At 70.7% G+C, this 24,948-nt stretch carries 21 protein-coding genes; 12 read left to right on the plus strand and 9 right to left on the minus strand.

Going from position 1 to position 24,948, the window contains the following annotated elements:
* From ACWIDW_RS07420 to ACWIDW_RS07430, 3 genes are all read right to left on the minus strand, one after another.
* Entirely contained in the window at window positions 1-4,767 is a 4,767-nt protein-coding gene (locus ACWIDW_RS07420) for an Lhr family ATP-dependent helicase (protein WP_454124189.1), read from the minus strand.
* A 75-nt stretch (window positions 4,768-4,842) separates the two neighbouring features.
* Window positions 4,843-6,486, minus strand: a complete 1,644-nt coding sequence (locus ACWIDW_RS07425; protein ID WP_454124190.1) for an ABC-F family ATP-binding cassette domain-containing protein — start codon at window positions 6,484-6,486, stop codon at window positions 4,843-4,845.
* Window positions 6,487-6,747: 261 nt separating this feature from the next.
* The gene (locus tag ACWIDW_RS07430; protein WP_454124192.1) at window positions 6,748-7,404 is read right to left on the minus strand and encodes an alpha/beta hydrolase; all 657 of its coding nucleotides are present in this window, start codon (window positions 7,402-7,404) and stop codon (window positions 6,748-6,750) included.
* A gap of 44 nt (window positions 7,405-7,448) precedes the next feature.
* On the opposite strand from ACWIDW_RS07430, the gene ACWIDW_RS07435 reads away from it, so the two are divergent.
* Entirely contained in the window at window positions 7,449-8,042 is a 594-nt protein-coding gene (locus ACWIDW_RS07435) for an NUDIX hydrolase family protein (RefSeq protein ID WP_454124194.1), read from the plus strand.
* 13 nt (window positions 8,043-8,055) lie between these two features.
* On the opposite strand, the gene ACWIDW_RS07440 is transcribed toward ACWIDW_RS07435, so the two are convergent.
* Window positions 8,056-9,123: a threonine aldolase family protein gene (locus tag ACWIDW_RS07440; RefSeq protein WP_454124196.1), complete on the minus strand. Its 1,068-nt coding sequence runs from the start codon at window positions 9,121-9,123 to the stop codon at window positions 8,056-8,058.
* Between the two features lie 82 nt (window positions 9,124-9,205).
* Between ACWIDW_RS07440 and ACWIDW_RS07445 the strand changes: the two genes are divergently transcribed.
* Window positions 9,206-10,561, plus strand: a complete 1,356-nt coding sequence (locus ACWIDW_RS07445; RefSeq protein ID WP_454124197.1) for an MFS transporter — start codon at window positions 9,206-9,208, stop codon at window positions 10,559-10,561.
* 7 nt (window positions 10,562-10,568) lie between these two features.
* Here ACWIDW_RS07445 and ACWIDW_RS07450 read toward each other — a convergent pair whose 3' ends face one another.
* Complete coding sequence (locus ACWIDW_RS07450) at window positions 10,569-11,210, minus strand: SDR family NAD(P)-dependent oxidoreductase (RefSeq protein WP_454124198.1); 642 nt, start codon at window positions 11,208-11,210, stop codon at window positions 10,569-10,571.
* A gap of 22 nt (window positions 11,211-11,232) precedes the next feature.
* Window positions 11,233-12,663, minus strand: a complete 1,431-nt coding sequence (locus tag ACWIDW_RS07455; protein ID WP_454124199.1) for a DUF6421 family protein — start codon at window positions 12,661-12,663, stop codon at window positions 11,233-11,235.
* A 72-nt stretch (window positions 12,664-12,735) separates the two neighbouring features.
* On the opposite strand from ACWIDW_RS07455, the gene ACWIDW_RS07460 reads away from it, so the two are divergent.
* Genes ACWIDW_RS07460 through ACWIDW_RS07470 form a run of 3 tightly spaced genes read left to right on the plus strand, consistent with a single transcriptional unit; the run spans window position 12,736 to window position 14,535 of the window.
* Complete coding sequence (locus tag ACWIDW_RS07460; protein WP_454124201.1) at window positions 12,736-13,185, plus strand: Lrp/AsnC family transcriptional regulator; 450 nt, start codon at window positions 12,736-12,738, stop codon at window positions 13,183-13,185.
* A gap of 52 nt (window positions 13,186-13,237) precedes the next feature.
* A complete protein-coding gene (locus tag ACWIDW_RS07465; protein WP_454124203.1) occupies window positions 13,238-14,206 on the plus strand; it encodes a 1,4-dihydroxy-2-naphthoate polyprenyltransferase in 969 nt (322 codons plus the stop codon).
* 32 nt (window positions 14,207-14,238) lie between these two features.
* Window positions 14,239-14,535 carry a DUF4287 domain-containing protein gene (locus ACWIDW_RS07470; RefSeq protein WP_454124204.1) on the plus strand — a complete coding sequence of 99 codons (297 nt, stop codon included), beginning with the start codon at window positions 14,239-14,241 and terminating at the stop codon, window positions 14,533-14,535.
* A 9-nt stretch (window positions 14,536-14,544) separates the two neighbouring features.
* On the opposite strand, the gene ACWIDW_RS07475 is transcribed toward ACWIDW_RS07470, so the two are convergent.
* Window positions 14,545-14,805 carry a DUF4229 domain-containing protein gene (locus ACWIDW_RS07475; protein WP_454124205.1) on the minus strand — a complete coding sequence of 87 codons (261 nt, stop codon included), beginning with the start codon at window positions 14,803-14,805 and terminating at the stop codon, window positions 14,545-14,547.
* An 88-nt stretch (window positions 14,806-14,893) separates the two neighbouring features.
* Between ACWIDW_RS07475 and ACWIDW_RS07480 the strand changes: the two genes are divergently transcribed.
* Both ACWIDW_RS07480 and menD read left to right on the plus strand, forming a co-directional pair.
* Window positions 14,894-15,235 (plus strand): PLD nuclease N-terminal domain-containing protein, encoded by a 342-nt coding sequence (locus tag ACWIDW_RS07480; RefSeq protein WP_454124207.1) that lies wholly within the window; start codon window positions 14,894-14,896, stop codon window positions 15,233-15,235.
* Window positions 15,232-16,986, plus strand: a complete 1,755-nt coding sequence (menD, locus tag ACWIDW_RS07485) for a 2-succinyl-5-enolpyruvyl-6-hydroxy-3-cyclohexene-1-carboxylate synthase (RefSeq protein ID WP_454124208.1) — start codon at window positions 15,232-15,234, stop codon at window positions 16,984-16,986. The genes ACWIDW_RS07480 and menD overlap by 4 nt, the downstream gene beginning before the upstream one ends.
* Window positions 16,987-16,998: 12 nt before the next feature.
* Here the strand turns inward: menD and rmuC are convergent, their stop codons facing one another.
* Window positions 16,999-18,567 carry a DNA recombination protein RmuC gene (gene rmuC / locus ACWIDW_RS07490; RefSeq protein WP_454124209.1) on the minus strand — a complete coding sequence of 523 codons (1,569 nt, stop codon included), beginning with the start codon at window positions 18,565-18,567 and terminating at the stop codon, window positions 16,999-17,001.
* A 133-nt stretch (window positions 18,568-18,700) separates the two neighbouring features.
* On the opposite strand from rmuC, the gene ACWIDW_RS07495 reads away from it, so the two are divergent.
* Complete coding sequence (locus ACWIDW_RS07495; protein WP_454124507.1) at window positions 18,701-19,555, plus strand: polyphosphate kinase 2 family protein; 855 nt, start codon at window positions 18,701-18,703, stop codon at window positions 19,553-19,555.
* Window positions 19,556-19,567: 12 nt separating this feature from the next.
* Here the strand turns inward: ACWIDW_RS07495 and ubiE are convergent, their stop codons facing one another.
* Complete coding sequence (ubiE, locus tag ACWIDW_RS07500) at window positions 19,568-20,281, minus strand: bifunctional demethylmenaquinone methyltransferase/2-methoxy-6-polyprenyl-1,4-benzoquinol methylase UbiE (protein WP_454124210.1); 714 nt, start codon at window positions 20,279-20,281, stop codon at window positions 19,568-19,570.
* A 135-nt stretch (window positions 20,282-20,416) separates the two neighbouring features.
* On the opposite strand from ubiE, the gene ACWIDW_RS07505 reads away from it, so the two are divergent.
* From ACWIDW_RS07505 to ACWIDW_RS07520, 4 genes are all read left to right on the plus strand, one after another.
* Complete coding sequence (locus tag ACWIDW_RS07505) at window positions 20,417-20,971, plus strand: DUF402 domain-containing protein (RefSeq protein ID WP_454124211.1); 555 nt, start codon at window positions 20,417-20,419, stop codon at window positions 20,969-20,971.
* 195 nt (window positions 20,972-21,166) lie between these two features.
* Window positions 21,167-22,435 carry an isochorismate synthase gene (locus tag ACWIDW_RS07510; protein ID WP_454124212.1) on the plus strand — a complete coding sequence of 423 codons (1,269 nt, stop codon included), beginning with the start codon at window positions 21,167-21,169 and terminating at the stop codon, window positions 22,433-22,435.
* Between the two features lie 58 nt (window positions 22,436-22,493).
* Window positions 22,494-23,555: a polyprenyl synthetase family protein gene (locus ACWIDW_RS07515; RefSeq protein WP_454124213.1), complete on the plus strand. Its 1,062-nt coding sequence runs from the start codon at window positions 22,494-22,496 to the stop codon at window positions 23,553-23,555.
* 13 nt (window positions 23,556-23,568) lie between these two features.
* Window positions 23,569-24,942, plus strand: coding sequence for an FAD-dependent oxidoreductase (locus ACWIDW_RS07520; protein WP_454124214.1), 1,374 nt, complete (start codon window positions 23,569-23,571; stop codon window positions 24,940-24,942).
* The last annotated feature ends 6 nt before the right edge of the window (window positions 24,943-24,948 follow it).

Genomic DNA, 24,948 nt, shown 5'->3' on the forward strand with positions numbered 1-24,948 from the left:
TCAGACGGACTTGCGCAGGGTGTAGCCGCGCGGCGTCGCCACGAACCCGGCCTCCTGCAGGGCGAGCGCGAACGGCGTGCCGTAGACGCCCTCGCCGTTGATCTTCTCGACGGTGAGGGTCTCGAGCCGGCGCGCCCGCGAGGTGGCGACCAGGTCGGCGGCGGCGGCCTTCAGCACGTCGGCGTCATCGTCGAAGGCGAGCACCGTGCGGCCGCCCCGCTCGAGGTACAGCACGAGCGCGCCGTCGACGAGCACGACCAGACCGCCGGCCTTCCGGCCGGGCCGATGCGACACCGCCTCCAGCCGCGGCCAGGCGAGTGCGGCGCCGTACGGATTGGCCGGGTCGGTGGCGGCGAGGGTGACTGCGGTGCGCGGCGGCGGATCGGCGAGACCCGCGAAGGTGCGCAGCCGGTCGACGGTGGTGGATGCCGCGAACTGGGCCGCGCCGAGCTTCTCGATCACGTATCCACGGCGGCAGTGCCCGGCCTCCTCGAACCCCGCGAGCACGCGGTACACCTGCGCGAAGCCGCCGGGGACGCCCTCCGCCTGCACCGCCCCGCGGGTGACGACGCCGTAGCGGTCGAGCAGCAGCCCCGCGGTCACCGTGGCGCGGCGCGCGGCATCCGGATCGGTCTCGGGCAGCACCGCCCACCGGCCACCGGCACCGGCGGCCGACGGCTGCGCGGTCGGACGAGCGAGCGAGATGCCGCGGTACGTGCGGGTGCGCGGGGCGCGCCGCGCGGTCTTGTGCGCCTGCGATCCGCCCGCGATCAGCGCACGGACGGGCGCGAAGGTGTCGTTCGTGATGTGCCCCTGCCAGGCCAGCGACCACAGCGCCTCGAGCACGGACTGCTGGTTCTCGGCGCCGGTCATCGCCTTCAGAGCGCCGGCGAACGACGCGCCGCTGAGGCGCAGCACATCGAGCACCTTCTCTTCGAGAGAGCCGGCTGCCGGCGCCTCCTCGGGCACCGGCAGCGTGAACGGCGCGAGGTCGGCGGGGTGCAGCGAGACCCAGCCGTCACGGCCGGGCAGCGATCCGTGGCCCGCCCACACGACCTCGCCGGCGGCGGTGAGCTCGTCGAGCAGCGCGGGGGAGTAGTCGCGCACCCTGCCGGGCAGCACGAGAGACTCCCAGGCGCTGGCCGGGATCGGTACGCCGGCGAACTGCTCGATCACGCTGAGCACCCCGTCGACGCCCTCCGTGGGTCGGGTGAGGTGCTGCCAGTCGGGCAGGAAGCGCGCGTACGCCTGCGGGCTGACCGGTTCGACGCTGCCGCGGATCGCCGCGAGTGAGCGCATGCGCAGCCGGCGCAGCACCTCGGCGTCGCACCACTCCTTCGACCCGTCGGCGGCGGCGGACGCGGCGGGCAGGAAGAACCCGCTGGTGAGCCGGCCCGCCGACTCCAGCCGCTGCAGCGTGTGCCGGGCGACAGCGGCGCCGATGCCGAACCGGGCCGCGACGTCTTCGGTCGTGAACGGGCCGTGCGTGCGCGCATGCCGCGACACGAGGTCTCCCAGCGGATCGGCGACAGGCTCGAGGAAGGCGACCGGGATGCCCGTGGGCAGAGCCACGCCGAGCGCGTCGCGCAGACGGCCGGCGTCTTCGATCACCGTGAATCGGGAGCGTCCGGCGATCGTGACCGGGATGGCGCGGCGGGCCGTGACGAGCTCGGCGAGCAGGGCGGCCGCATCGTCAACCGTCGCCGATGCGGGAGGCGAGGACGAGGCCGTCGAGGCATCCGGCGGTGACGCCGCCGATGCCGCATTCTCCGCGTCGGAGCTCGTCGAGGTGCCCTCGAGCCGAAGGGCCACCTCTTCGGCACCCAGCGGCCCGAGCATCCGCAGCAGGTCTGCGACGCCCTCCACCCCGCGCACCCGGCGCTGCGGATCGAGCCGCTGCGCCTCGCGCTCGAACTGCGCGATGACGTCGGGGTCGAGCAGCTCGCGCATCTCGACCGTGCCGAGCAGCTCGCCCAGCAGCGCGGGATCGACCGACAGTGCGGCGGCACGCCGCTCGGCGAGGGGCGAGTCGCCCTCGTACATGAACGCGCCGACGTAGCCGAACAGCAGATCGCGCGCGTAGGGGGAGGGCTGCGCGGGCTCGGTCTCGACGAGCCGGATGCGACGCTCGGCGATGTCGGTGATCAGCCGGCGCAGCGACGGCAGATCGTAGACGTCCTGCAGCACTTCGCGCAGCGTCTCGAGGATCACCGGAAAGGTCGGATGCCGCCGCGCGACCTCGAGCAGCTGCGCCGAGCGCTGCCGCTGCTGCCACAGCGGCGTGCGCTTGTTCGGGTTCATCCGCGGCATGAGCAGGGCACGCGCTGCGCACTCCCGGAACCGCGAGGCGAACAGCGCCGACCCGCCGACCTCGGCGGTGACGATCTGCTCGAGCTCGTCGGCGTCGAAGACGAACAGGTCCGCGCCGGGCGGCTGCGCATCGGCATCCGGGATCCGCACGATGATCCCGTCGTCGCTCGCCACGGCCGACCCCTCGACGCCGAGGCGCTCGCGCACGCGCGCGTTCAGGGCCAGCGCCCACGGCGCGTGCACCTTCATGCCGTACGGGGAATGCAGGATGATCCGCCAGTCGCCGACCTCGTCGCGGCCCCGCTCGACCGTGAGCGTGCGGTCGGTCGGCAGGGTTCCCGTCGCCTCGCGCTGCTCGGTCAGATACCCCATCAGGTTGTCGCGGGCGCGCTCGTCGAGGCCCGCGTCGATGAGACGCTGCTGCGCCTTCGCGGGTGCGGCGGTGGAGACCTCGCGTGAGAACCGGCCGAGGGCTTCACCGAGCTCGAACGGGCGGCCGATGCCGTCGCCGTGCCAGAACGGCACCTTGCCCGGCTGACCGTATGCGGGGAGCACATTGACCCGGTCGTGGGTGATCTCGGCGATGCGCCAGCTGGTGGTGCCGAGGGTGAAGACGTCGCCTACCCGTGATTCGTAGACCATCTCCTCGTCGAGCTCGCCGACGCGCGCACCGCTGGTCTCGCCCGCGACGAACACGCCGAACAGCCCGCGGTCGGGGATGGTGCCGCCGCTGGTGACCGCGATGCGCTGCGCTCCCGGCCGGCCGGTCAGGGTGCCGGCATCCCGATCCCACACCACGCGCGGGCGCAGCTCGGCGAACTCGTCCGACGGGTACTTGCCGGCGAGCAGATCGAGTGTCGCCTCGTACGCCGAACGCGGCAGCGTCTGGAACGGCGCGCTGCGCCGCACGGTCTCGAACCATTCCTCGACCGAGATCGAATCGAGCGCGCATGCGGCGACGGTCTGCTGCGCGAGGATGTCGAGCGGGTTGCGCGGCACGGCGATCGCCTCGATCTGTCCCGCCAGCATCCGCTCGGTGACGATCGCGGTGTGCAGCACGTCGCCGCGGTGCTTGGGGAACAGGGAAGCCCGGCTGATCTCGCCCACCTGGTGGCCCGCGCGGCCGACTCGCTGCAGTCCGGATGCCGCCGAGGGCGGCGCCTCGACCTGGATGACCATGTCGACCGCGCCCATGTCGATGCCGAGCTCGAGGCTGCTCGTCGCGACGACGCAGCGCAGCGCGCCCGACTTCAGCTCGTCTTCGACGATCGCCCGCTGCTCCTTCGACACCGACCCGTGGTGGGCCTTGGCGAGCACCGGATCGGCGCCGGCGGTGGCACCGGCCTGCGCCATCATCGCCGCGGGAGGCCCTGCCGCCTCGGGAACCGCCACCCCGATCCGCTCGGCGTAGATCTCGTTCAGCCGTCCGGTGAGCCGCTCAGCCAGACGCCTCGAGTTCGCGAACACGATGGTCGAGCGGTTCTCGAGAACTTTGTCGACGATCGCCTCTTCGACGTGCGGCCACACCGACCCGGTGATCTCGGTGAATTCGGCAGGCTCACCATTTTGGGTCCCTGAGCCTGCCCCACCCTGGGTCCCTGAGCCTGCCCCACCCTGGGTCCCTGAGCCTGCCGAAGGGCCGGGCGACGGCGGAGGGTTGCGCATGTCGTCGATGGGCACCACCACGCCGAGCTCGAACGTCTTCACAGCCCGCGGCGCGACGATGTCGACCGGTTCCGACCCGCCCAGGAACCGCGCGACCTCATCGATCGGCCGCACCGTCGCCGACAGACCGATCCGCTGCGCCGGCGTCTGCGCGCTCCGGGCGGCGCGCAGCGCGTCGAGGCGTTCGAGACTGACCGCCAGATGCGCCCCGCGCTTGGTCGCGGCCACGGCGTGCACCTCGTCGATGATCACGGTGTGCACGTTCTGCAGCGTCTCACCGGCGCGGCTGGTGAGCATGAGATACAACGACTCGGGGGTCGTGATGAGGATGTCGGGCGGGTCGCTGACGAGCTTGCGACGATCGCTCGAGGTCGTGTCTCCCGAGCGCACCCCCACGGTGATCTCGGGGGCGGGCACGCCCAGGCGCCGCGCTGACTGCCCGATCCCGATCAGAGGTGAGCGGAGGTTGCGCTCGACGTCGACGCCCAGAGCCTTCAGGGGCGAGATGTAGAGCACGCGGGTGCGGGAAGCGCGCTGCTCGGCATCCGGTGCCGCGGTCGCACCGTCCGCCCGCTCGCGGAACACGCGGTCGATCGCCCAGAGAAACGCCGACAGCGTCTTGCCCGACCCGGTCGGCGCGACCACCAGGGCGTTTCGTCCGGCGGAGATCGCGTCCCACGCCCCGGCCTGCGCGGGTGTGGGCGCGTCGAACGCCCCGCGGAACCAGTCCTGCGTAGCGGGCGTGAATCTGTCGAGCACACGGTGCGCTGAGCCTGTCGAAGCGTCGCTCATCCCTCCATCATGGGACAGACCCCCGACACTGCACCTGTGCCTTGCTCTCGACGACGTGGGAGGGGTAGGGATGCGTCAGCCGATCTCGGTGAGCCGCCCTTCGGCATCCAGCTCGAGGGTGAGGTCGACCCCCAGACGAGCCAGGAACACGTCGTCGTGGCTGACGACCAGCACGGCGCCGCGGTAGGCGCGCAACGCCTCGACGAGCTGGTCGACCGTGTCGAGGTCGAGGTTGTTCGTCGGCTCGTCGAGCACGACCAGGTGCGGCGCCGGGTCGGCGAGCAGCAGCGTCGCGAGCACGACCCGGAACCGCTCGCCACCAGACAGCGACGCGACGGGCCGGTCCATCGCGGCGCCTCTGATCAGGAACCGCGCGAGCCTGTTGCGCAGCTCTCTGTCAGGCACCTGCGGCGCAGCAGCGGCGACGTTCTGCACCACCGGCGCCTGCTCATCGAGCCCGTCGGTGCGCTGCGAGAGGTACCCGATGCGGTCGGTGTGCGCGTCGGCCCGCAGATTCGGGTCGACCGGAGGTGCGGGCGCACGCGAGGCGCTCGATCCGTCCGCACCGGATGCCACCAGCCGGCGCAGCAGGGTGGTCTTGCCGACCCCGTTGCGCCCGGTCAGGGCCACCCGCTCCGGCCCCTGCACGATCCACGAGCGCTCGCCGTCGCCGATCGTCGCGATGCGGCGGGACGCCGACACCTCCGGGTCGGGCAGGTCGATCCTCATCGAGTCGTCGTCACGCACCCGCCGCCCGGCCGCGTCGAGGGCATGGTGAGCGGCGTCCTCCTTGCCGCGCACCTCGGTGCGCAGCCTGCCGGCCGACACCTGAGCGGCCATCTTGCGCCCGTTCGCGACGATCTTCGGCACGCGCTTCTCGTCGAACGCCTTGCGCCCCATCTGCGCACGGGTGGCGAGCTTCGCCTCGGCCTCGATGCGCTGCCGCTTCTCCTTCCGATACGCCTGCGCGGCGTCGCGCTCCGCCTGGCGTGCCGCGTCCTGCTCGGCATCCAGCCACGCTCGCCACTGCGAATACGGTCCGCCGAACACGCTCAGCTCGCTGCCGTGGATCTCGGCCGTGTCATCCATCAGCTCGAGCAGCGACACGTCGTGGCTGACCACGATCAGCGCACCGCGCCAGGTGCGCACCATCTGCGCGAGGCGGGCCCGCGCCTCGCGATCGAGGTTGTTCGTCGGCTCGTCGAGCAGCGTGATCGGTGCCCGTCGCAGCCGGATGCCTGCGACGGCGGCGAGCACGGCTTCCCCGCCCGACAGCTCGCCGACCGTGCGGTCGAGGAACGAGGGGTCGAGGCCGGCTTCTGCGAGGGATGCCTCGGCGCGCGCCTCGATGTCCCAGTCGTCGCCGACGGCGTCGAAGTGCGCCGGATCGACGTCTCCCGCGGTGATCGCGCGCACCGCATCCAGCGGAGCGGCGATGCCGAGCAGGTCGGCGACCCGGCGATCGGTCTCGAGGGTGAGGCGCTGCGGCAGGTAGGCGACGGCCGCGGAGCGCAGGACCTGCCCGGCGGTCGGAGTCAGCTCGCCCGCGATCAGGCGCAGCAGCGTCGACTTGCCGGCGCCGTTGCGCCCGACGAGCCCGGTGCGACCCGATCCGAATGAGCCGCTGACGGCGTCGAGGGCGATCGTGCCGTCCGGCCAGGCGAACGAGACCCGGTCGAGCGTGACGGCGGCGGAGGTGAAGATGTTCGGTGATGACATGAGCGACTCCCGGAAGTGGGTGTGCGCCGATGCCGACGAAGAGGGCTTCGCGAGAGACGTCGGACGACGTCTGGTCGAAGAGCCCGAAGAGGGGCTCGAATTCGGAGCGGGTCCTGCCGGAAGGCGGGTTCGTCGGATCAGCGCGTGGATGGGTACGCGGAGAGGCGACGAATCAGATCAAGGGACTTCCAGACACGGCGGACAGGACGCTGTGACTTTACCTGCGCGCTCCGGAGGTGCGCAACCCGGGCGTGTCGTGATTCACGGAGCCTTCGTCAGGGCCGCATCCTTCCACTGCGAGAGGAAGACGTGCACGTCGGACAGCTGCTGCTCCGAGATCGAGTGCGTCAGCCCCTGATAGACGCGCCCCGACAGTTCGGTGTGCGTCGGCAGCCACTGCGCCGTGTGGTCGACCAGGGCCGCCGGGATGACGTCATCGTGCGTGCCGCGCCCCCAGAAGACAGGCGGACGCTGCTCGTGCAGCACTTCGTCGTTCGGCAGATCACCCGTCGCCACGTAACCGCTGAGCGCCACGACCGCGTCGATCCGGGAGGGGTCGAGACGCAGCGCCTGCAGCGAGACCGCCGCGCCCTGCGAGAAGCCGAGCAGGGCGATCGAGGGGGCGCCGGCCGCGGCCTCGTCGAGCCACGTGAGCAGCGCCTGTGCCGCGGTGGTGATGCCCGCCGCATCCCGCGTGTCGAGCGAATCTATCGCGTACCACGACCGACCCGGCATCGGCCACGGCGGCGTGAGCGGCGCGCCGACGGCGGCGATCGCGATGCCCTCGGGCAGGTAGGGGATCAGCCCGAACAGGTCGCGCTCGTCGGCGCCGTAGCCGTGCAGCAGCACCAGCAGCGGCTTGCCGTCGCGCGGCTCGGGCGACCACAGCGTCACGGAGGAATCGATCGAGACTGTCACGCTGACATCCTGCCAGTCGTCTCCGACGCTGGTAGAAATGAGCCATGGCGGTGCGCACTCCTGATCCCGGCCCCGAGCCCGACGACGACTTCGGCTACGACGGCGCGCGTCAGGCCGGCGCGAACCCGGGCTGGCTCACCGACATCGAGCTCGAAGAGGCCCGCCGTCGCCTGCCCATGCTGTACGTCGAGGCCATCCCGGTGATCACCGACGGGTCGGGACAGGTCACGTCCATCGGCGTGCTGCTGCGCTCGACCCCGCTCGGCGAGATCACCCGCACGATCGTCTCGGGGCGCGTGCGATACGGCGAGACGATCCGGGATGCGCTGTTCCGCCACGTCGAGAACGACCTCGGCCCCATGGCGTTCCCGCTGCTGCCGGCGTCGCCCGCGCCGTTCACGGTGGCGGAGTACTTCCCGATCCCCGGCGTCAGTGCGTTCCATGACGACCGCCAGCACGCCGTGTCGCTCGCTTTCGTCGTGCCCGTCACGGGCACGTGCGAGCCGAGGCAGGACGCTCTCGAGGTGACGTGGTTCTCACCCGAGGAGGCGGCGTCCGATGCGCTCGCCGCCGACCTCGAAGGCGGCCGCGGCACGCTCATCCGCCAGGCGCTCGCGCACCTCGGCCTGCTGCGCTGACGAGGTCGCCGCGTCAGCGTGAGGTGAGACGCGCGAGCTCGGCGACGAAGGCGTCGACGTCGGACTCCTGCGTGTCGAACGAGCACATCCAGCGCACCTCGTTGCGTGCGGCATCCCAGTCGTAGAAGCGGAACTTCTCGCGCAGGCGGTCGGCGACGCCGTCGGGCAGCGTCGCGAACACGCCGTTCGACTGCGTGGGCTGCGTGAAGCCGACGCCGTTGATGCTGCCGTCGGCGATGCCCTGCTCGACCTCGGTGCGCAGACGCTGAGCCATCGCGTTCGAGTGCCGGGCGTTGCGCAGCCACAGATCGCCCTCGAGCAGGGCGATCAGCTGAGCCGACACGAAGCGCATCTTCGACGACAGCTGCATGTTGAACTTGCGGCTGTACAGCAGGCCCTCTGCGGCATCCGGATTCAGCACCACGATGGCCTCGCCCAGCATCGCGCCGTTCTTCGTGCCGCCGAAGCTGAGCACGTCGACACCCGCGTCGGTCGTGAAGGCGCTGAGCGGCACGTCGAGGGCCGCGGCCGCGTTCGCGATGCGGGCGCCGTCGAGGTGCAGCTTCATACCGCGGTCATGCGCATGCTCGGCGAGAGCCGTGATCTCGTCGACCGTGTACAGGGTGCCGAGCTCGGTCGACTGCGTTATCGAGACGACCAGCGGCTGCGCGCGGTGCTCGTCGCCCCAGCCCCACGCCTCGCGATCGACCAGCTCGGGGGTGAGCTTGCCGTCGTCGGTGGGCACGGTGAGCAGCTTGAACCCGCCGATGCGCTCGGGGGCGCCGCCCTCGTCGACGTTGATGTGCGCCGTGGATGCCGCGATCACCGCACCCCAGCGGGGAAGCATCGACTGCAGACCGGTGACGTTCGCGCCCGTGCCGTTGAAGACGGGGAACGCCTGCGCACTGTCACCGAAGTGGCGCCGGAACACCTGCTGCAGCCGCTCGGTGTACTGGTCCTCGCCGTAGGCGACCTGGTGACCGCCGTTGGCGGCCGAGATCGCCGCCAGCACCTCGGGATGGATGCCGGAGTAGTTGTCGGATGCGAAGCCGCGGACGGCGCTGTCATGCAGAGTGCTCACCGTCCGATTTTAGTGGTTGGCGGATGTGCGGATCTGCGGCGGACATCTGTCGGATGTCGGTGGCCAGGAATACCCTCGACCCGTGACCGCAACGGCGAAGACGAGGGCGTTCACGAACGTGCTCGTGAACACGCTGATCGCCAACGTGACGACCAGCTTCCTGTGGTTCGCGCTGACGTTCTGGGTGTACATCGAGACGCAGTCCGTGCTGGCGACGGGAGTCATCGGCGGCGCGTACATGCTGCTGATCGCCTTCTTCTCGATGGTGTTCGGCACCATCGTCGACCGGTACCGCAAGCACACCGTGTTGGTGATCTCGAGCGTGGTCTCGGCCGGCGCGTTCGCCGTCGCGGGGATGCTCTACCTGTGGCAGCCCGAGTCCGCCCTGCTCGACATCACCGGTCCGTGGTTCTGGGTGTTCGCGCTGATCATCCTGATCGGCGGCGTCATCGAGCAGCTGCGCAACATCGCGCTGTCGACGACGGTCACGCTGCTGATCCCCGAAGAGAAGCATGCGAACGCGAACGGCCTGGTCGGTACCGTGCAGGGCATCGCGTTCCTCATGACGAGCGTGTTCTCGGGCCTCTCGATCGGCTTCCTCGGCATGGGGTGGACGCTGATGATCGCGATCGCCGCGATGGCGGTGACCTTCGGGCACCTGCTGTTCGTCCGCATCCCCGAGGAGGCGCCGCAGCCCGACCCCGACGCGCCGAGCGCGCTCGACTTCCACGGCAGCGTGAAGGCGATCCGAGCAGCTCCCGGCCTGTTCGCACTGATCGTGTTCTCCACCTTCAACAACCTCATCGGCGGCGTGTACATGGCGCTGATGGACCCGTACGGACTCACGCTCTTCTCGGCTCAGATGTGGGGCATCGCGCTCGCCTTCTCGTCGACCGGGTTCTTCATCGGCGGCGCGCTCGTCGCGAAGTTCGGGCTCGGCAGTCGCCCCGTGCGCACCATGCTGCTCGTCGTGATGGCGATGGGCATCGTCGGGGCGGTGTTCACGCTGCGCGAGTGGTGGCCCTTGTTCGTCGTCGGCATGTGGCTGTACATGATGATGATCCCGCCGGTCGAGGCGGCCGAGCAGACCGTGATCCAGAAGGTCGTCCCGTACGCCAGGCAGGGTCGCGTCTTCGGCGTGGCACAGGCGATCGAGGCGGCCGCGGCTCCGGTCACGGCGTTCCTGATCGCGCCGATCGCGGAGTTCCTGATCATCCCCTACATGCGCAGCGACGAGGGCCGGATGCGGTGGGAGTGGCTGCTCGGCGACGGTCAGGCGCGCGGCATCGCCCTGGTCTGCCTGTTCGCGGGCCTGGTGATGGTCGTCGCGGCATGCCTCGCGTTCTTCACCCGCTCGTACCGGCTGCTCACCGAGCTGTACGCCCGGGCGCCCGACCCCGAACAGCCCGAGGCGGTCGACGCGCAGGAGTCCGTGTGACCGGTGCTCAGGCGAGTGCGACCACGGTGTCGTTCAGCTCTGCGGCATCCCGGTCCCACAGCGCGACCACCGCTCGCGACAGGGCGTCCGGCTGCAGGGCGCCCTCGGTGCGGAAGATGACGGATGCCGCGTGCGGGGCCGCACCGGCATCCCGCGCAGCCTTGGCGTACCCCTGCGCGACGGCACGCGTCCACGCCTCGCTCGCCGCCTTCATCGCCGCGTAGTTCGCACCGCCCGCCAAGGGACGGGTGACCGCCGTCGACGACACGATCGCGAAGCGACCGGCATCCGACGCCCTGATCGCCGCGTCGAAGGCGCGACTCGTCGCGCGCACCGCCTGCAGGGCGGGCAGCAGCGCGCCGAAGTCCGCATCGCTCTGCCCGGCGAGCCCGCCACCGCCGCGCCAGCCGCCGACGAGAGGGATCACCGCGTCGACGGCGCCGAGCTTCTCGGCCAGCGCGGTCATCTCGGTGAACGAGGTGGCATCCGCGATCTCGGTCTGCGCCCCGGCATCGCGAAGCGCCGCGAGCCGCTCCGCCGAGCGGCCGGTGGCGACCACCCGCGCGCCCGCCTCGATCAGCGCGGAGGCGGTCGCGACACCGGCGTCGCTGGTGGCGCCGGCGAGGACGACGGTGCGGTGGATGCTCATGACGCGCTCCTTGACACGAGGGCTACAGATCGGTGCCGCGGATGCCCACGGTCGACTCGATGACCGGCTTCATCTTCTTGTCGAGCGTCTCGAAGAACATCGACAGCGGGAACTCGTCGTCCATCACGGCGTCGGTGTATCCCTTGGGGGCGCCGGCGAGGATCTCGTCCGACAGGCCGCGAGCCCACTGCGAGGCGGGGTGCGGGGTGAGCGTGCCGCGGACCAGCTCGTACGCGGCGAGCCAGTGCGCGACCTTCGGGCGGTCGATCGAGTGCCAGTACAGGTCGTCGATCGCATCCCCGAGGGCCACGACGGCATCGGGCACGTTGTCCCAGTCGAAGGTGAGGGCGGTGTCGGTCCAGTGCAGCACGCCGCGCTGGTGCAGCCACGCGAACAGCAGCTGGCCGCCGACGGCGTCGTAATTGCGCACCCGGGTGCCGGTGATCGCGAAGCGGAAGATGCGGTCGAAGATCACCGCGTACTGCACGAGGTGCGCGTAGTCGTGCATCTCCTGCTCGGTCTCGGTGAGCGTCTCGCCGGCCGCGATACGGGCGTCGAACGCGCGCTCGATCTTCACCGACTCGCGGAACGCGGTCATGTCGCAGCGCATCTCTTCCAGCGAGTAGAGGAAGAACGGCATCCGCTGCTTGATCATGAACGGGTCGAACGGAAGGTCGCCGCGCATGTGGGTGCGGTCGTGGATGATGTCCCACATCACGAACGTCTTCTCGGTCATCTGCTGGTCGTCGAGCATCGCCTTCGCGCGCTCGGGCAGGTCGAGGTTCGTGATCTCCGACGCCGCGCGCACGACGCGACGGTACCGGGCCGCCTCGCGGTCCTGGAAGATCGCGCCCCAGGTGAACGAGGGGATCTCGCGCATCGCCACCGTCTCGGGGAACAGCACGGCCGAGTTGGTGTCGTAGCCGGGGGTGAAGTCGATCAGGCGCAGCGAGACGAACAGCTTGTTGCCGTAGTCGCCCGCCTCGAGCTCGGCGATGAACTCGGGCCAGATGGTCTCGACGATCAGCGCCTCGACGAGGCGGTCGCTCGAGCCGTTCTGCGTGTACATCGGGAAGACGACGAGGTGACGGATGCCGTCGACGCGGTGCTCCTGCGGCTGGAAGGCGACCAGCGAGTCGAGGAAGTCGGGAACGCCGAAACCGTCATCGGCCCAGCGCTGGAAGTCGACGACGAGCGCGTCGAGATACGCCGCGTCGTGCGGGAAGGCGGGGGCGAGAGCCCGGATGCCGGAGATGATCGCCGCCACGTGGCCGGCCGCAGCCTCGCGGTCGTCGGCGTTCGGGATCGACCCGTCCTTGATCTGCAGCGGGCGCATCGCGATCGCGGCGTCCTTCAGCAGCGTCCAGGCGGCGCTGCGCTCGGCGGTCGATGCGTCTTCCACGACCTCGGGCTCGCCGATGATGCTCTGTGTGGCGCTGGTGATGGTGGACATCGAACCCTCCGATCGGGGGACAGGCCGGAAATTTTCCGGCGACGGGCGTGCTTCGCCTCTATTATTCCATCTATGGATGACACTGTCGATCACGCGATCCTCGCCGCCGTCTCGCGCGACGGGAGAGCCACGCTCGCGCAGCTCTCCGACGCGGTGGGGCTGTCGACCTCGGCCGTGCAGTCGAGGTTGAAGCGGCTCGAGTCACGCGGCGTGATCGTCGGCTATCAGGCGGTGCTCGATCCCGAGCAGGTGGGCGCGCCCCTGTCGGCGTTCATCGAGATCACGCCCCTCGACCCCGCCCAGCCCGACAACGCTCCCGAGCTGCTCGAGCATCTCAGCGCGATCGAGGCGTGCCACTCGATCGCGGGCGATGCCGCGTACATGCTGTTCGTGCGGGTGGAGTCGCCCCGCGCCCTCGAGCAGCTCGTCCGCGACATCCGGATCGCGGCCAACGTCCGCACGCGGACCACGGTCGTGCTGCAGACCTTCTACGAGCGCCGGCCGATCGTCGCACCCGCCTGACGGCGGGGGAGGGGCGGCGGCGAGCAAAGGCGTGAACAGTAGGATCTCTGCCGTGGCAGGTTCCTCCAAGAAGACGAAGAAGCGCGCTCCGCAGCAGCGACGCCGCGCCGGCGGCAACCCGGCGAAGCGCCCGGCGCTCGCCCTCGAGCCGGTGACGGCGAAGGACTGGATCGGCGCCGCCCGTCTGCGCACCCTGCCGCTCGCCGTCGCCCCGGTCGTGCTCGGAACCGGTGCGGCTCAGACCGTCGATCACCTCTTCCACTGGGTCATCGCGCTCGCCTGCCTGGCCGTCGCAGTGCTGCTGCAGATCGGTGTGAACTTCGCCAACGACTACAGCGACGGCATCCGGGGCACCGACGCCGAGCGCGTCGGGCCCGCTCGCCTGACCGCGTCGGGCCGCGTCCCGGCGAAACGGGTGCTGCTGGTCGCGCTCGTCTTCTTCGCGCTCGCCGCCGTGGTCGGTCTGACCATCGTCATCCGGTCGCAGCAGTGGTGGATGCTCGCGGTCGGCGCCCTGTGCATCATCGCCGCCTGGTTCTACACCGGAGGCCGGCGCCCGTACGGCTACAACGCGATGGGCGAGCTGTTCGTCTTCGTGTTCTTCGGGCTGGTCGCCACCCTCGGCACGACGTGGGTGCAGGTGCAGGATCTGCCTGACGTCGCCTGGGTCGTCGCGGTCGCCGCGGGACTGTTCGCCTGCGCGGTGCTGCTGGCCAACAACCTGCGTGACATCGATCAGGATCGCGCCGTCGGCAAGCGCACCCTCTCGGTGCTGATCGGCAGGCGCGCCACCCAGGTGCTGTTCACCGTGTTCGTGCTGATCCCGTTCGTGCTTGCTGCGTGGATCGCCCTGCTCTACCCGATCGCGTGGCTCGCGATGCTCGCGCTGCTCTCCGGGCTGGTGGCGATCATCATCGTCTGGTTCCACCGTCACCCCCGCGAACTGGTCACGGCCCTGGCCCTCACATCGCTGACAGCGCTCGCCTACGCGGGCGTCATCTACTGGGCTCTCGTCGGCTGAACGCGGCGGGTCGAAGAGCAGTAAGGAGCACCATGTCGTTCCAGGCATACCTCGACAACATCGAGACGAAGACCGGCCTCACTCCGCGGCAGTTCATCGAGCGGGCATCCGAGAAGGGATTCGGGCCGGGCACGAAGGCCACTCCGATCCTCGAATGGCTGAAAGCCGAGTACGACCTCTCGCGCGGCTACGGCATGGCACTCGTGCACGTGATCACCAAGGGGCCGCAGATCAGCGACAAGCATGTCGGCAGCGACGGCGTGCACGCCGATGCGTCAGACACGCTGTGGCTCGACGGCAAGGCCAGCAACCCGGCATCCACCGACTGAGGGCAGCCGTCACGCGCCGGAGGCGGAGTCCTCTGCGTCCTCGTCGGTCTGGCTCCTGTCGCGGTTGCGCTTGGCGTAGATCTCGCGGGATGCCCGCGACAGCGGCGCCCGCAGGAACAGCAGCGAGATGCTCATTCCGATCAGCGCGGCGAACAGGGCGGCGAGCCACCAGTACTCGCGGAAGACGGGAAACAGCCACAGGATCCCCAGCGGCACGACGAACGCCAGCAACCGCAGCACGGTGTAGACGAGGAGGGGTGGCAGCTTCACCCCGACAGTCTACGAGCGGGGGTTAGGCACCTGCTGTGCGTCGCCGCTCTCCGAGGCCGGGCACAAGTCGGCGAACTACACTGGAGGCATGGCTCGTCTCCTGATCGTCGGCGGATTTCTGGCTGTCATCTTCTGGGTGTTCAGCATCGTCGACGTGGCCGCGCAGCCTGCCGACCGGCACCGCGGAGTGTCGAAGGGCACCTGGGTGCTGATCGTCGTGCTGCTGCCGGTCATCGGCGGCATCCTCTGGTTCTGGATCGGGCGTCGCCGGCGCGGCGAGCGGATCAGCGATTTCGTGACCGGGCCGGACGACGATCCGGTTGCCCTGCAGCGCATGAGCACGGCAGAGCAGGATGCCCGGATCCGGCAGCTGGAAGAGGAGCTCGCACGCCTCGACGACGAGACCGACGGCACGGACCCGCGCCCGTGACGGCATCGCCGGCGAGCGACGCGGCGGCCGATCTGCTCGCTGAGCTCATCGCGCACGGCGTGCGCGACCTCGTGCTCTCACCCGGCTCGCGCTCGCAGGCCCTCGCGCTCGCCGCGACCGCACTCGCTCGCAGCGGGGCGCTGCGCGTGCACGTGCGGGTCGACGAGCGGGCAGCGGGGTTCACGGCGCTCGGGCTGGCGCGCGAGACAGGTGCTCCCGCCGCCGTCGTCTGCACCTCGGGCACGGCGGCGGGCAACCTGCTGCCGGCGACCATGGAGGCCTTCCACGCCGGAGTGCCCCTGCTGCTGCTGACCGCCGACCGGCCACCCGAGATGCGCGGCGTCGGCGCGAACCAGGCGACCGTGCAGCCGGGCATCTTCGGCCCGTTCGTGCGCCTGCACGTCGATGCCGACGTGCCCGATTCGGCGGATGGCACGTCGAAGATCTCAGACGGAACGGTTCGGCGGCCGAGTGCCGCGGGCGAACACGCCGGCGTGCGCGCGGACGATCTGAGATCTCCGACGGCGTGGTCGGGCCTGGGCGAGCGCGCCGTGCGCGCAGCGCTCGGTCTCGACGGAGACGGCCTGGCGGGAGTCTGCGGCCCCGTGCACCTGAACCTGCCCAGCCGCGAGCCGCTGTCGGCGGCCGGCGACGTCGCAGCCGCGCTCGGCGAGCTGCCGGCGCCGACGCCCGTCGAGCCCGTCGTGCTGGTACGCGGGCCCCGTACGGTGGTCGTCGCGGGCGCGGATGCCGGACCGGATGCCGAAGAGCTGTCGCACGCGGGAGGCTGGCCCCTCATCGCCGAGATCGTCAGCGGCGCGCGCTTCGGGCGACTGCTCGTGCACGGATATCGGGAGCTGCTGCGCGATGCGGCATTCGGGGGCCGAATCGAACGGGTCGTCGTGTTCGGGCATCCCACCCTCGCCCGCGAGGTCGCCGCACTGCTCGCGCGCTCCGACGTCGAGGTCATCGCCGTGCGACGCGGCGGCGAGCAGCTGAATCTCAACCGACGCACCCGCGCCGTCGCCGCGCTCGCCGTCGAACCCGGTGCGGCGGATCGGGCCTGGCTGGGGGAGTGGATGTCGGCCTCGCAGGCGCGCATGGTCGACCTCAGCGCGCCAGCGCCCGACCAGAAGGGCCTGTACTCCGACGACAGCGCCGAGCGTCTCGACGCGGTGCGCGCCGAGCTCGACGCCGTGCGCAGGCGCGTCGACCGGCAGATCCTGGTGGATGCCGTGTGGCGCGCCACCTGGCCGCACGACCGGCTCATGTTCGGATCGTCGCGCCTGGTGCGGGTGGCGGATCAGGTGCTCGGCGGCAAGAAGGTGCCGGTGCACGCGAACCGGGGACTGGCGGGCATCGACGGCACGGTGGCGACCGGCATCGGCATCGCGCTGGCCAGCCAGGCGGACGGCGCCCCCGGGGTGACGCGGGTGCTGCTCGGCGACCTGGCCTTCCTGCACGATGTCGGCGCGCTGCTGCTGCCGCCCGACGAGCCGGCGCCGCGGGTGCAGGTGATCGTCGGCAACGACGGAGGGGGGACGATCTTCGACGGGCTCGAGGTGGCGGCCTCCGCCGCGCAGGCCGACCTCGATCGGGCCTTCTACACCCCGCATCGCGTGCAGCTGGCCGAACTGGCCGCGGCGTACGGGTGGGAGCATCAGCGGGTGACGACGCGCTCCGCGCTCGACCAGGCACTGACCTCCGCCATCTCAGGGCCGCAGATCATCGAGGTGCCGCTCGAGCGCTGAGCGCCCGGGGCGTCAGTCGAGACGCTGGGTGATCTCGCCCAGGTCGGCGCTCGCGAAGCGCTCGTCGGAAGCGTCGGCGCCGCCCGCCTCGATCTCGTACAGATCGCTCTTCTGCGGTGCGACCGCCTGCGCCTCCACCGGCTGCGTCTCGGTGAGCACGTCGTCGAGCCCCTGCAGGGCGCTGAACCGGCGGGCCTGCGTGACGACGTTGCGGTCGAGCGATCCGGCGAACCGGTTGTACGCGTCGACGGTCGAGTTGAGGCTGCGACCGAGCTTGGCCAGATGCTGCCCGAGGGTGCCGAGCCGCTTGTGCAGCTCTTTGCCCACGGTGAAGATCTGCTGCGCCTCCTGCGCCAGCTGATCCTGCCGCCACGCGTGCCCCACGGTGCGCAGCAGTGCGACGAGCGTCGAGGGCGTCGCGATCACGACATTGCGCTCGAAGGCGTACTCGTAGAGCGTCGCGTCCTGATCGAGCGCAGCCGCCAGGAACGGCTCGGCGGGCACGAACATCACGACGAACTCGGGCGAGCCCGCCACGACGTCCCAGTACTCCTTGGCGCCGAGGTCGTCGATGTGCTTGCGCAGATGGCGGGCGTGCGCCTGCAGCCGCTGTGTACGGACGGTGTCGTCGGTGGCCTCCATGGCCTCGAGATAGCCGCTGAACGCGACCTTCGAGTCGACCACGACGCGCTTGTCGCCGGCGAGGTGCACGACGAGGTCGGGCCGCAGCGCCCCGTCGTCTGTGGTGTGGTGCAGCTGCTCGTCGAAGTCGACGTGATTCACCATGCCCGAGGCCTCGACGACGCGGCGCAGCTGCAGCTCGCCCCACCGCCCCCGCACCTGGGGTGCACGTAGCGCGTTGACGAGGTTGCGCGTCTCGGAGCCGAGGGTGTCCGACGACTGGCGCATGATCTGCAGCTGCTCGGCGAGCGCGGCGTGGGCCTCCAGTCGCGCCTTCTCGGCGGTCGTCATCTCGGTCTTCACCGTGTCGAGCGTCTTCTGGATCGGGTCGATGAGCTGCTGCACGGCATCCTGCCGCTTCTGCAGCTCTGCCGCTCCTTCGCTCTGGCTGCGCTTGAGACGCTCTTCGGCCTGCTGCAGGAACGCCTTCGTGTTCGCCTCGAGCGCGCGGCGGCTGAGCGCGTCGAACTCGTCGGCGAGCCGCTTCTGATCGGCCTTCAGCTCGTCCAGGCGCTCGGTCGCACGACGGCGCTCCGCGAGCACATCCGCGTCGGCTTCCTCGCGCACCTCGGCCAGTCGCCGCGCGTGCTCCGCGCGCTCGTCGGCGAGCCGCTCCTGCGCCTCGCGTCGAGCGTCCGCGAGCGCCGTCTCGGCCAGCTGCCTGGCCTCGACGACCCGCCGATCGGCCAGGACCCGCTCCTCCTGCACGCGAGATGCGGTCTCGGCGCGCAGCGCCTCGGCATCCTGCTCGAGCGCGGTGACGCGCAGTCGCGCAGCTGCAGCCTCGGCACGCTGACCCTCATCGGCCGCGCGACCGCGCTGAGAGCCGACCACGAAGCCGAGCGCTCCGGCGAGGGCGGCGGCGACCAGCACGATGACGATGACGAGAACGGTGTCCATGCATCCGATTGTGAAGCAGGCCACCGACACTTCGACTCGCAGGCGGTTCCTGAGCGAGGAGCGCCGCGACGAGTCGAAGGGCGCACAGTGCGGCGCGCTGCACGATCGCGCCTCGCAGGGGCATGATGTCTGCATGGCGACGCACGCGTGGACGACCGAACCGGCAGAGCTGCTCCGCGTGCGCGAGGGCTTCTCGCTCGCCCACGTCGACGCCGACGCGAGCCCCGGCTTCGACGGCGGCAAGGGCAGCGGCACCGCCCTGCTCGAGGAGCGCGAGCAGCGCCTCGACGAACTGCAGGAGCGGCTGTTCGCGGCCAGCCACGTGGGTGACGGGCATGACGCGGTGCTGCTCGTGCTGCAGGCGATGGACACCGCGGGCAAAGGCGGGATCGTGCGGCACGTCGTCGGCGGCGTCGACCCGCAGGGCGTGGACCTCGCGGCGTTCAAGGCGCCCACCGAAGAGGAACTCGCGCACGACTTCCTCTGGCGGGTCGAGAAGCGGCTGCCGCGGCCGGGCATGATCGGCGTGTTCGACCGCTCGCACTACGAGGACGTGCTGATCGGCCGGGTGCGCGGCCTCGCCGACGAGGCCGAGATCGAGCGCCGGTACGGCGCGATCGTCGACTTCGAGCGCCGCATCACGGCATCCGGAACCCGCATCGTCAAGGTCATGCTGCACATCTCACCCGATGAGCAGAAGGATCGGCTGATGGAACGGCTGGACCGGCCCGACAAGCACTGGAAGTACAACCCGGGTGACGTCGACGAGCGGATGCGCTGGGACGACTACATGGATGCCTACCAGACCGTGTTCGAGCGCACCTCGACGCCGGATGCGCCCTGGTACGTCGTGCCGGCGAACCACAAGTGGTACGCGCGCCTCGCCGTGCAGGAGCTGCTCATCGACGCCCTGGACGACATCGACCCGCAGTGGCCGGCCGCCGACTTCGACGTCGAGGCCGAGAAGAAGCGCCTCGCCGCCGGCTGACGCCGGCGCCGGTCAGGCCCGCGGCTTGCGAGCGCGGTGCAGCGCGACGATGCCGAACGAGAGGTTGCGGTACTCGACATCCGTCCAGCCCGCCTCGCGGATCCACGCCGCCAGGGTGCGCTGGTCGGGCCAGTCGCGGATCGACTCGTTCAGGTAGTCGTACGCGTCGCCGTTGGTGCCCGCGAGACGTGCCACCCTCGGCAGCACCTGCGCGTTGTAGAAGTTGTAGAACCCGCGGAAGAACCGGCCGGGAGGGGTCGAGAACTCGTTGATCACCATGCGCCCGCCGGGCTTGGTGACCCGCAGCAGCTCGCGCAGCGCCTTCTTCGGATCCTGCACGTTGCGCAGGCCGTACGACATGGTGACCGCGTCGAACTCCTCGTCGCCGAACGGCAGATCCGTGGCATCCGCCTCGACGAAGGTGATGTTGTGCAGGTGCCCGTGCCTGCGGCGACCCTCCGCCAGCATCCCGGGGGAGAAGTCGGCGGCGACGACGTGCGCTCCGCTCGCGGCGAGGGAGGCGGAGGAGGATGCCGTGCCGGCGGCCAGATCGAGGATCCGCTCGCCGCGCTTCGGCGCGACCGCGCGGGTCGTCGCCGCCCGCCACAGCGCGTCGTTGCCGAGGGTCATGACCGTGTTCGTGCGGTCGTACCCCTTCGCGACCTGGTCGAACATGCCGCTGACACGGGACGGGTTCTTGCCGAGATCGGCGCGGTTCGGCTCCATGCTTCGATCCTAGGCGCGGTCGGATGCACGGATGTCGGTCGCCTGGACGGATGTCGGTCCGGATGCCCGGAAGCCGCCGACATGTGTGTTCCGGGCCGACATCCGTGCGCCGGCGGTGCGGCATAGACTCGCCGGGTGAGTGCGAACCGCCCCGAGCCGGGAACACCGATGGTCATGGCCTGGCGCAAGTGGGACGGCTCGCCGCACTGGAGCAACCACGTCATCTACCTGGGCGCCGACGGGTGGGGAGACTGGGTCGGCCAGCCGATCGGCTGGCGCAGCCACCGACCCGGTGCCGACTTCATCGCCGAGTCGCCGAACGTCACACTCGTGCCCCGCGATCACACCGACTTCGCCCTCACGGTGCACCGCGGGCACCCCCGCGACCTGCGGGTCTACATCGACCTGGCGTGGGACGTGCGCTGGCGCGACGATCTCCTCCCGTCGACGGCGATCGACATGGACCTCGACGTGGTGCGCCGCCTCAACACGCAGGGCACCTATGTCGACGACCGCGACGAGTGGGCCGAGCACAGCATCCGGTACGGCTACCCGGTCGAGGTCGTGACCCACCTCGAGGCCCGCGCCCTCGAACTCGAGCAGCAGGTGCGCGCGCAGCTGGCCCCGTTCGACGACGCCACCGCCGACCCGTGGATCGACCGCCTCATCGCCTTCGGCCTCGACCGCTGACGCCCGCCACAGGTCCCCCGCCTGCCGCCCGATACGAACCGGGGGCCGACACTCCAGATGTCGGACGGGATGCGGGGATCCGGCCGACATGTGGAGTGTCGGCCCCCGAAACGTAACCCCCCCCCGAGAACATCACGTCCGACGCGTCGCGCCGCCTCGGAGCCTGCCGCTGCGCGCGGCGGATAGGCTGTACGGGTGAGCAGCACCCGCCTGGTCGCCGAGACCCGCGAGATCCCACCCGTCGAGGATCTGCTGGCACACACCTCCGCCGTCCGGCCCCTGGCCTGGCTTCGTCGCGGCGAGGGGATCGTGGCCGCAGGCGAGGGCACCGCGGCCGTCATCCGCGTCCCCGAGGGCGCAGGACGCCTGCGCAGCGACGTCATCGCCGACGCGTGGCGCGAGATCACCGCCCTCGCCGACATCGACGACGACGTGCGCCTCCCGGGCACCGGGCTCGTCGGTTTCGGTGCGCTGACCTTCGACGAGGGCTCATCGTCCGACAGCGTGCTGCTCGTGCCGCAGACGGTGATCGGACTGCGCGACGGACGCAGCTGGGTCACCCGCATCCGTCCGGCATCCGACCCGGATTTCGCTCCGGCTCCCGACCCGGTCGCCTTCGGCCCGCACTGGGCGGGCCGCGTCGGCCCCGGCGCGCAGACGCCGCAGGGGTATCAGGATGCCGTGCGCCGAGCCCTCGACGAGATCGCCGCCGGCGCGTACAGCAAGGTCGTGCTCGCCCGCGATCTGACCGGCACGGTGCCCGGCGACGCCGACCTGCGCCGGCTCGTACGCGCGCTGTCGACCGGGTATCCCGACACGTGGTCGTTCGCCGTCGACGGTCTCATCGGCGCGAGCCCCGAGACTCTGGTCACCTCGCACGAGCGAGCGGTCACCGCACGGGTGCTGGCAGGCACCGCGGCGCGGGGCGCCGATCCGTCCGAGGATCACGCGGCGTCCGCCGCGCTCGCCACGAGCGGCAAAGACCTCGACGAGCACCGGTACGCGGTGCAGAGCGTGCTCGCTGCGCTCGACCCGCACACCAGCGCTCTCGAGGCAGACGCCGAGCCGTTCGTCCTCGAGCTGCCCAATCTCTTCCATCTCGCGACCGACGTCGCCGGCACCCTCAGCGACGGTGCGTCGTCGCTCGATCTGGTCGGGGCGATGCACCCCACCGCGGCTGTCGCCGGGACGCCGACGGATGCCGCGATCGCCGCGATCCGCCGCATCGAGCCGTTCGATCGGGGGCGCTACGCCGGGCCGATCGGCTGGATCGACGCCGCCGGGGACGGCGAGTGGGCGATCGCGCTGCGCTGTGCCCAGTTCGGAGACGCCCCCCGCACGGCATCCGGTGCGCGGCGGGTCACGGCGTACGCCGGTGCGGGCATCGTCGCGGGCAGCGAACCGGAGTCGGAGCTGCTCGAGACACGCGTGAAATTCCGGCCGCTCGTCGACGCGCTCGCGTGAGCGACTTCTGCGCGCCCGCCGTGCCGTCACACCCCGGCGCGAAGGTAGGGTTGAACACGTGACTTCAGGCCCCGCGACCCCGGGCACGCGACTGGCGAGCCGGCTCGGCTTCAGCGACCGCATCTTCCTCGGTCCTGGCGCGCGTCGCGTCGCCTCGCGCATCGAAGCCGGTCTCGACCTGGTCGAGGCGGGCATCGCCGAAGAGGTCAAGGTCGCGAACTCCATCGCCGATGCCGCTGCGCGCTACCTCTACGAGGCCGGCGGCAAGCGCATCCGGCCGGTGCTCACCCTGCTCACCGCCGAACTCGGCAACGGCGGCACCGAAGCGGTGATCGATGTCGCCAAGGCGCTCGAGCTCACCCACCTCGGCTCGCTGTACCACGACGACGTCATGGACGGAGCCGACACCCGCCGGGGTGTGCCCGCAGCGCACGCGGTGTGGGGCAACAACGTCGCCATCCTCACCGGAGACATCCTGTTCTCGCGGGCGAGTCAGATCATGGCGCGGTACGGCGACCGCGCGATGCGTCTGCAGGCCGACACCTTCGAACGGCTCGTCCTCGGCCAGCTCCGCGAGACCGTGGGCGCACAGCCCGACGACGACCCGATCGACTTCTACATCCAGGTGCTGGCAGACAAGACCGGCTCGCTGATCGCCGCGGCGACCCAGGGCGGTGCGATCTTCTCGAACGCGCCGACCGAGTTCGAGGAGCCGCTGCGCGTGTACGGCGAGAAGGTGGGCGTCGCCTTCCAGCTGCTCGACGACGTGATCGACCTGTCGGCCGACGCCGAGGAGACCGGCAAGGTGCCGGGCACCGACCTGCGGGCCGGTGTGCCGACGATGCCGTCGCTGCTGCTGAAGACGAGCACCGCTCCCGACGACGTCGACCTCGCGCGCCGCATCGACGAGGGAGTGGCGCGCATCGCCGACGGCGCGGATCCCGCCGTGCTCGACGGACCGCTCGCCGCGCTGCGTGACAACGACGCCACGGCCCGCACTCTGACTCTCGCCCGCACGTGGACGGCCGATGCCGTCGCCGCACTCGAGCCGCTGCCGAAGGGCACGGTGCGCGATGCGCTGACCCGGTTCGCGGAGACTCTCGCTGATCGCAGCAGCTGACGGAAGGAACCCTATGACGAAGCTCAAGCTGGCCATCGTCGGGGCGGGACCGGCAGGCATCTACGCCGCCGATCTCCTGCTCAAGGCAGAGCGCAGGTTCGATGTGTCCATCGACCTGTTCGAGCAGCTGCCCGCGCCCTACGGTCTGGTCCGCTACGGAGTGGCCCCCGATCACCCGCGCATCAAGGGCATCATCACGGCGCTGCGCGACGTGCTCGACCGCGGCGACATCCGGCTGTTCGGCAACGTGCGCTTCGGCACCGACATCACGATCGACGACCTCAAGCGCCACTACAACGCCGTGATCTTCGCCACCGGCGCCGTGCGCGACTCGTCGCTCGACATCCCCGGCATCGACGCCGACCACTCGTTCGGCGCTGCGGAGTACGTGAGCTGGTTCGACGGGCATCCGGATGTCCCCCGCGAGTGGAATCTGGATGCCGAGTCGGTCGGCGTCATCGGCAACGGCAACGTCGCGCTCGACGTCGCACGGATGCTCGCCAAGCACGCCGACGACCTGCTGGTCACCGAGGTGCCGGACAACGTCTATCAGGGTTTGAAGGCCAGCCGCATCACCGACGTGCACGTGTTCGGCCGTCGCGGCCCCGCGCAGGTGAAGTTCACCCCCCTCGAGCTGCGCGAGCTGGGCGAGCTGCGCGACGTCGACATGGTCGTGTATGACGAGGACTTCGACTACGACGAGGCGTCGCGCCAGGCCGTGACCAGCAACAAGCAGGTCATGGTGATGGATCGCATCATGCAGTCGTGGCGCAAGCTCGACTCGGTGAACAACGCCGGCGGCACGGCATCCCGCCGCCTGCACCTGCACTTCTGGGCCCGCCCGGTCGAGGTGAAGAAGGACGAGAACGGCCGCGTCGCGGCGCTCGTCTACGAGCGCACCGAGTCCGACGGCGCCGGCGGCGCCGTCGGCACCGGCGAGCTGCGCGAGGTGCCGATGCAGGCGCTGTACCGCGCGATCGGCTACTTCGGATCGCCGCTGCCCGGCGTGCCGTTCGACAAGAAGCACGGCGTGATCCCCAATCGCGAGGGGCAGGTGCTCGAGACGAAGTCGAACCAGCGCGTGCCCGGCATCTACGCCACCGGCTGGATCAAGCGCGGGCCGGTCGGCCTGATCGGGCACACCAAGTCGGATGCCATGGAGACCGTGCGTCACCTCATCAACGACCAGGGTTCGTGGTGGCAGCCGGAGGATCCCTCCGACGAGGCGATTCCGGCGCTGCTCGCCGAGCGCGGCGTGGCCTGGACCGACCTCGACGGCTGGCACCGCCTGGACGCGCACGAGATCGAGCTCGGCGTCCCACAGGAGCGCGCTCGCGTGAAGCTCGTGCCTCGTGACGAGATGGTGCGCGTCTCGCGCGGGGAGTGAGCTCGC

The sequence above is a fragment of the Microbacterium sp. NPDC055312 genome (assembly GCF_053645675.1).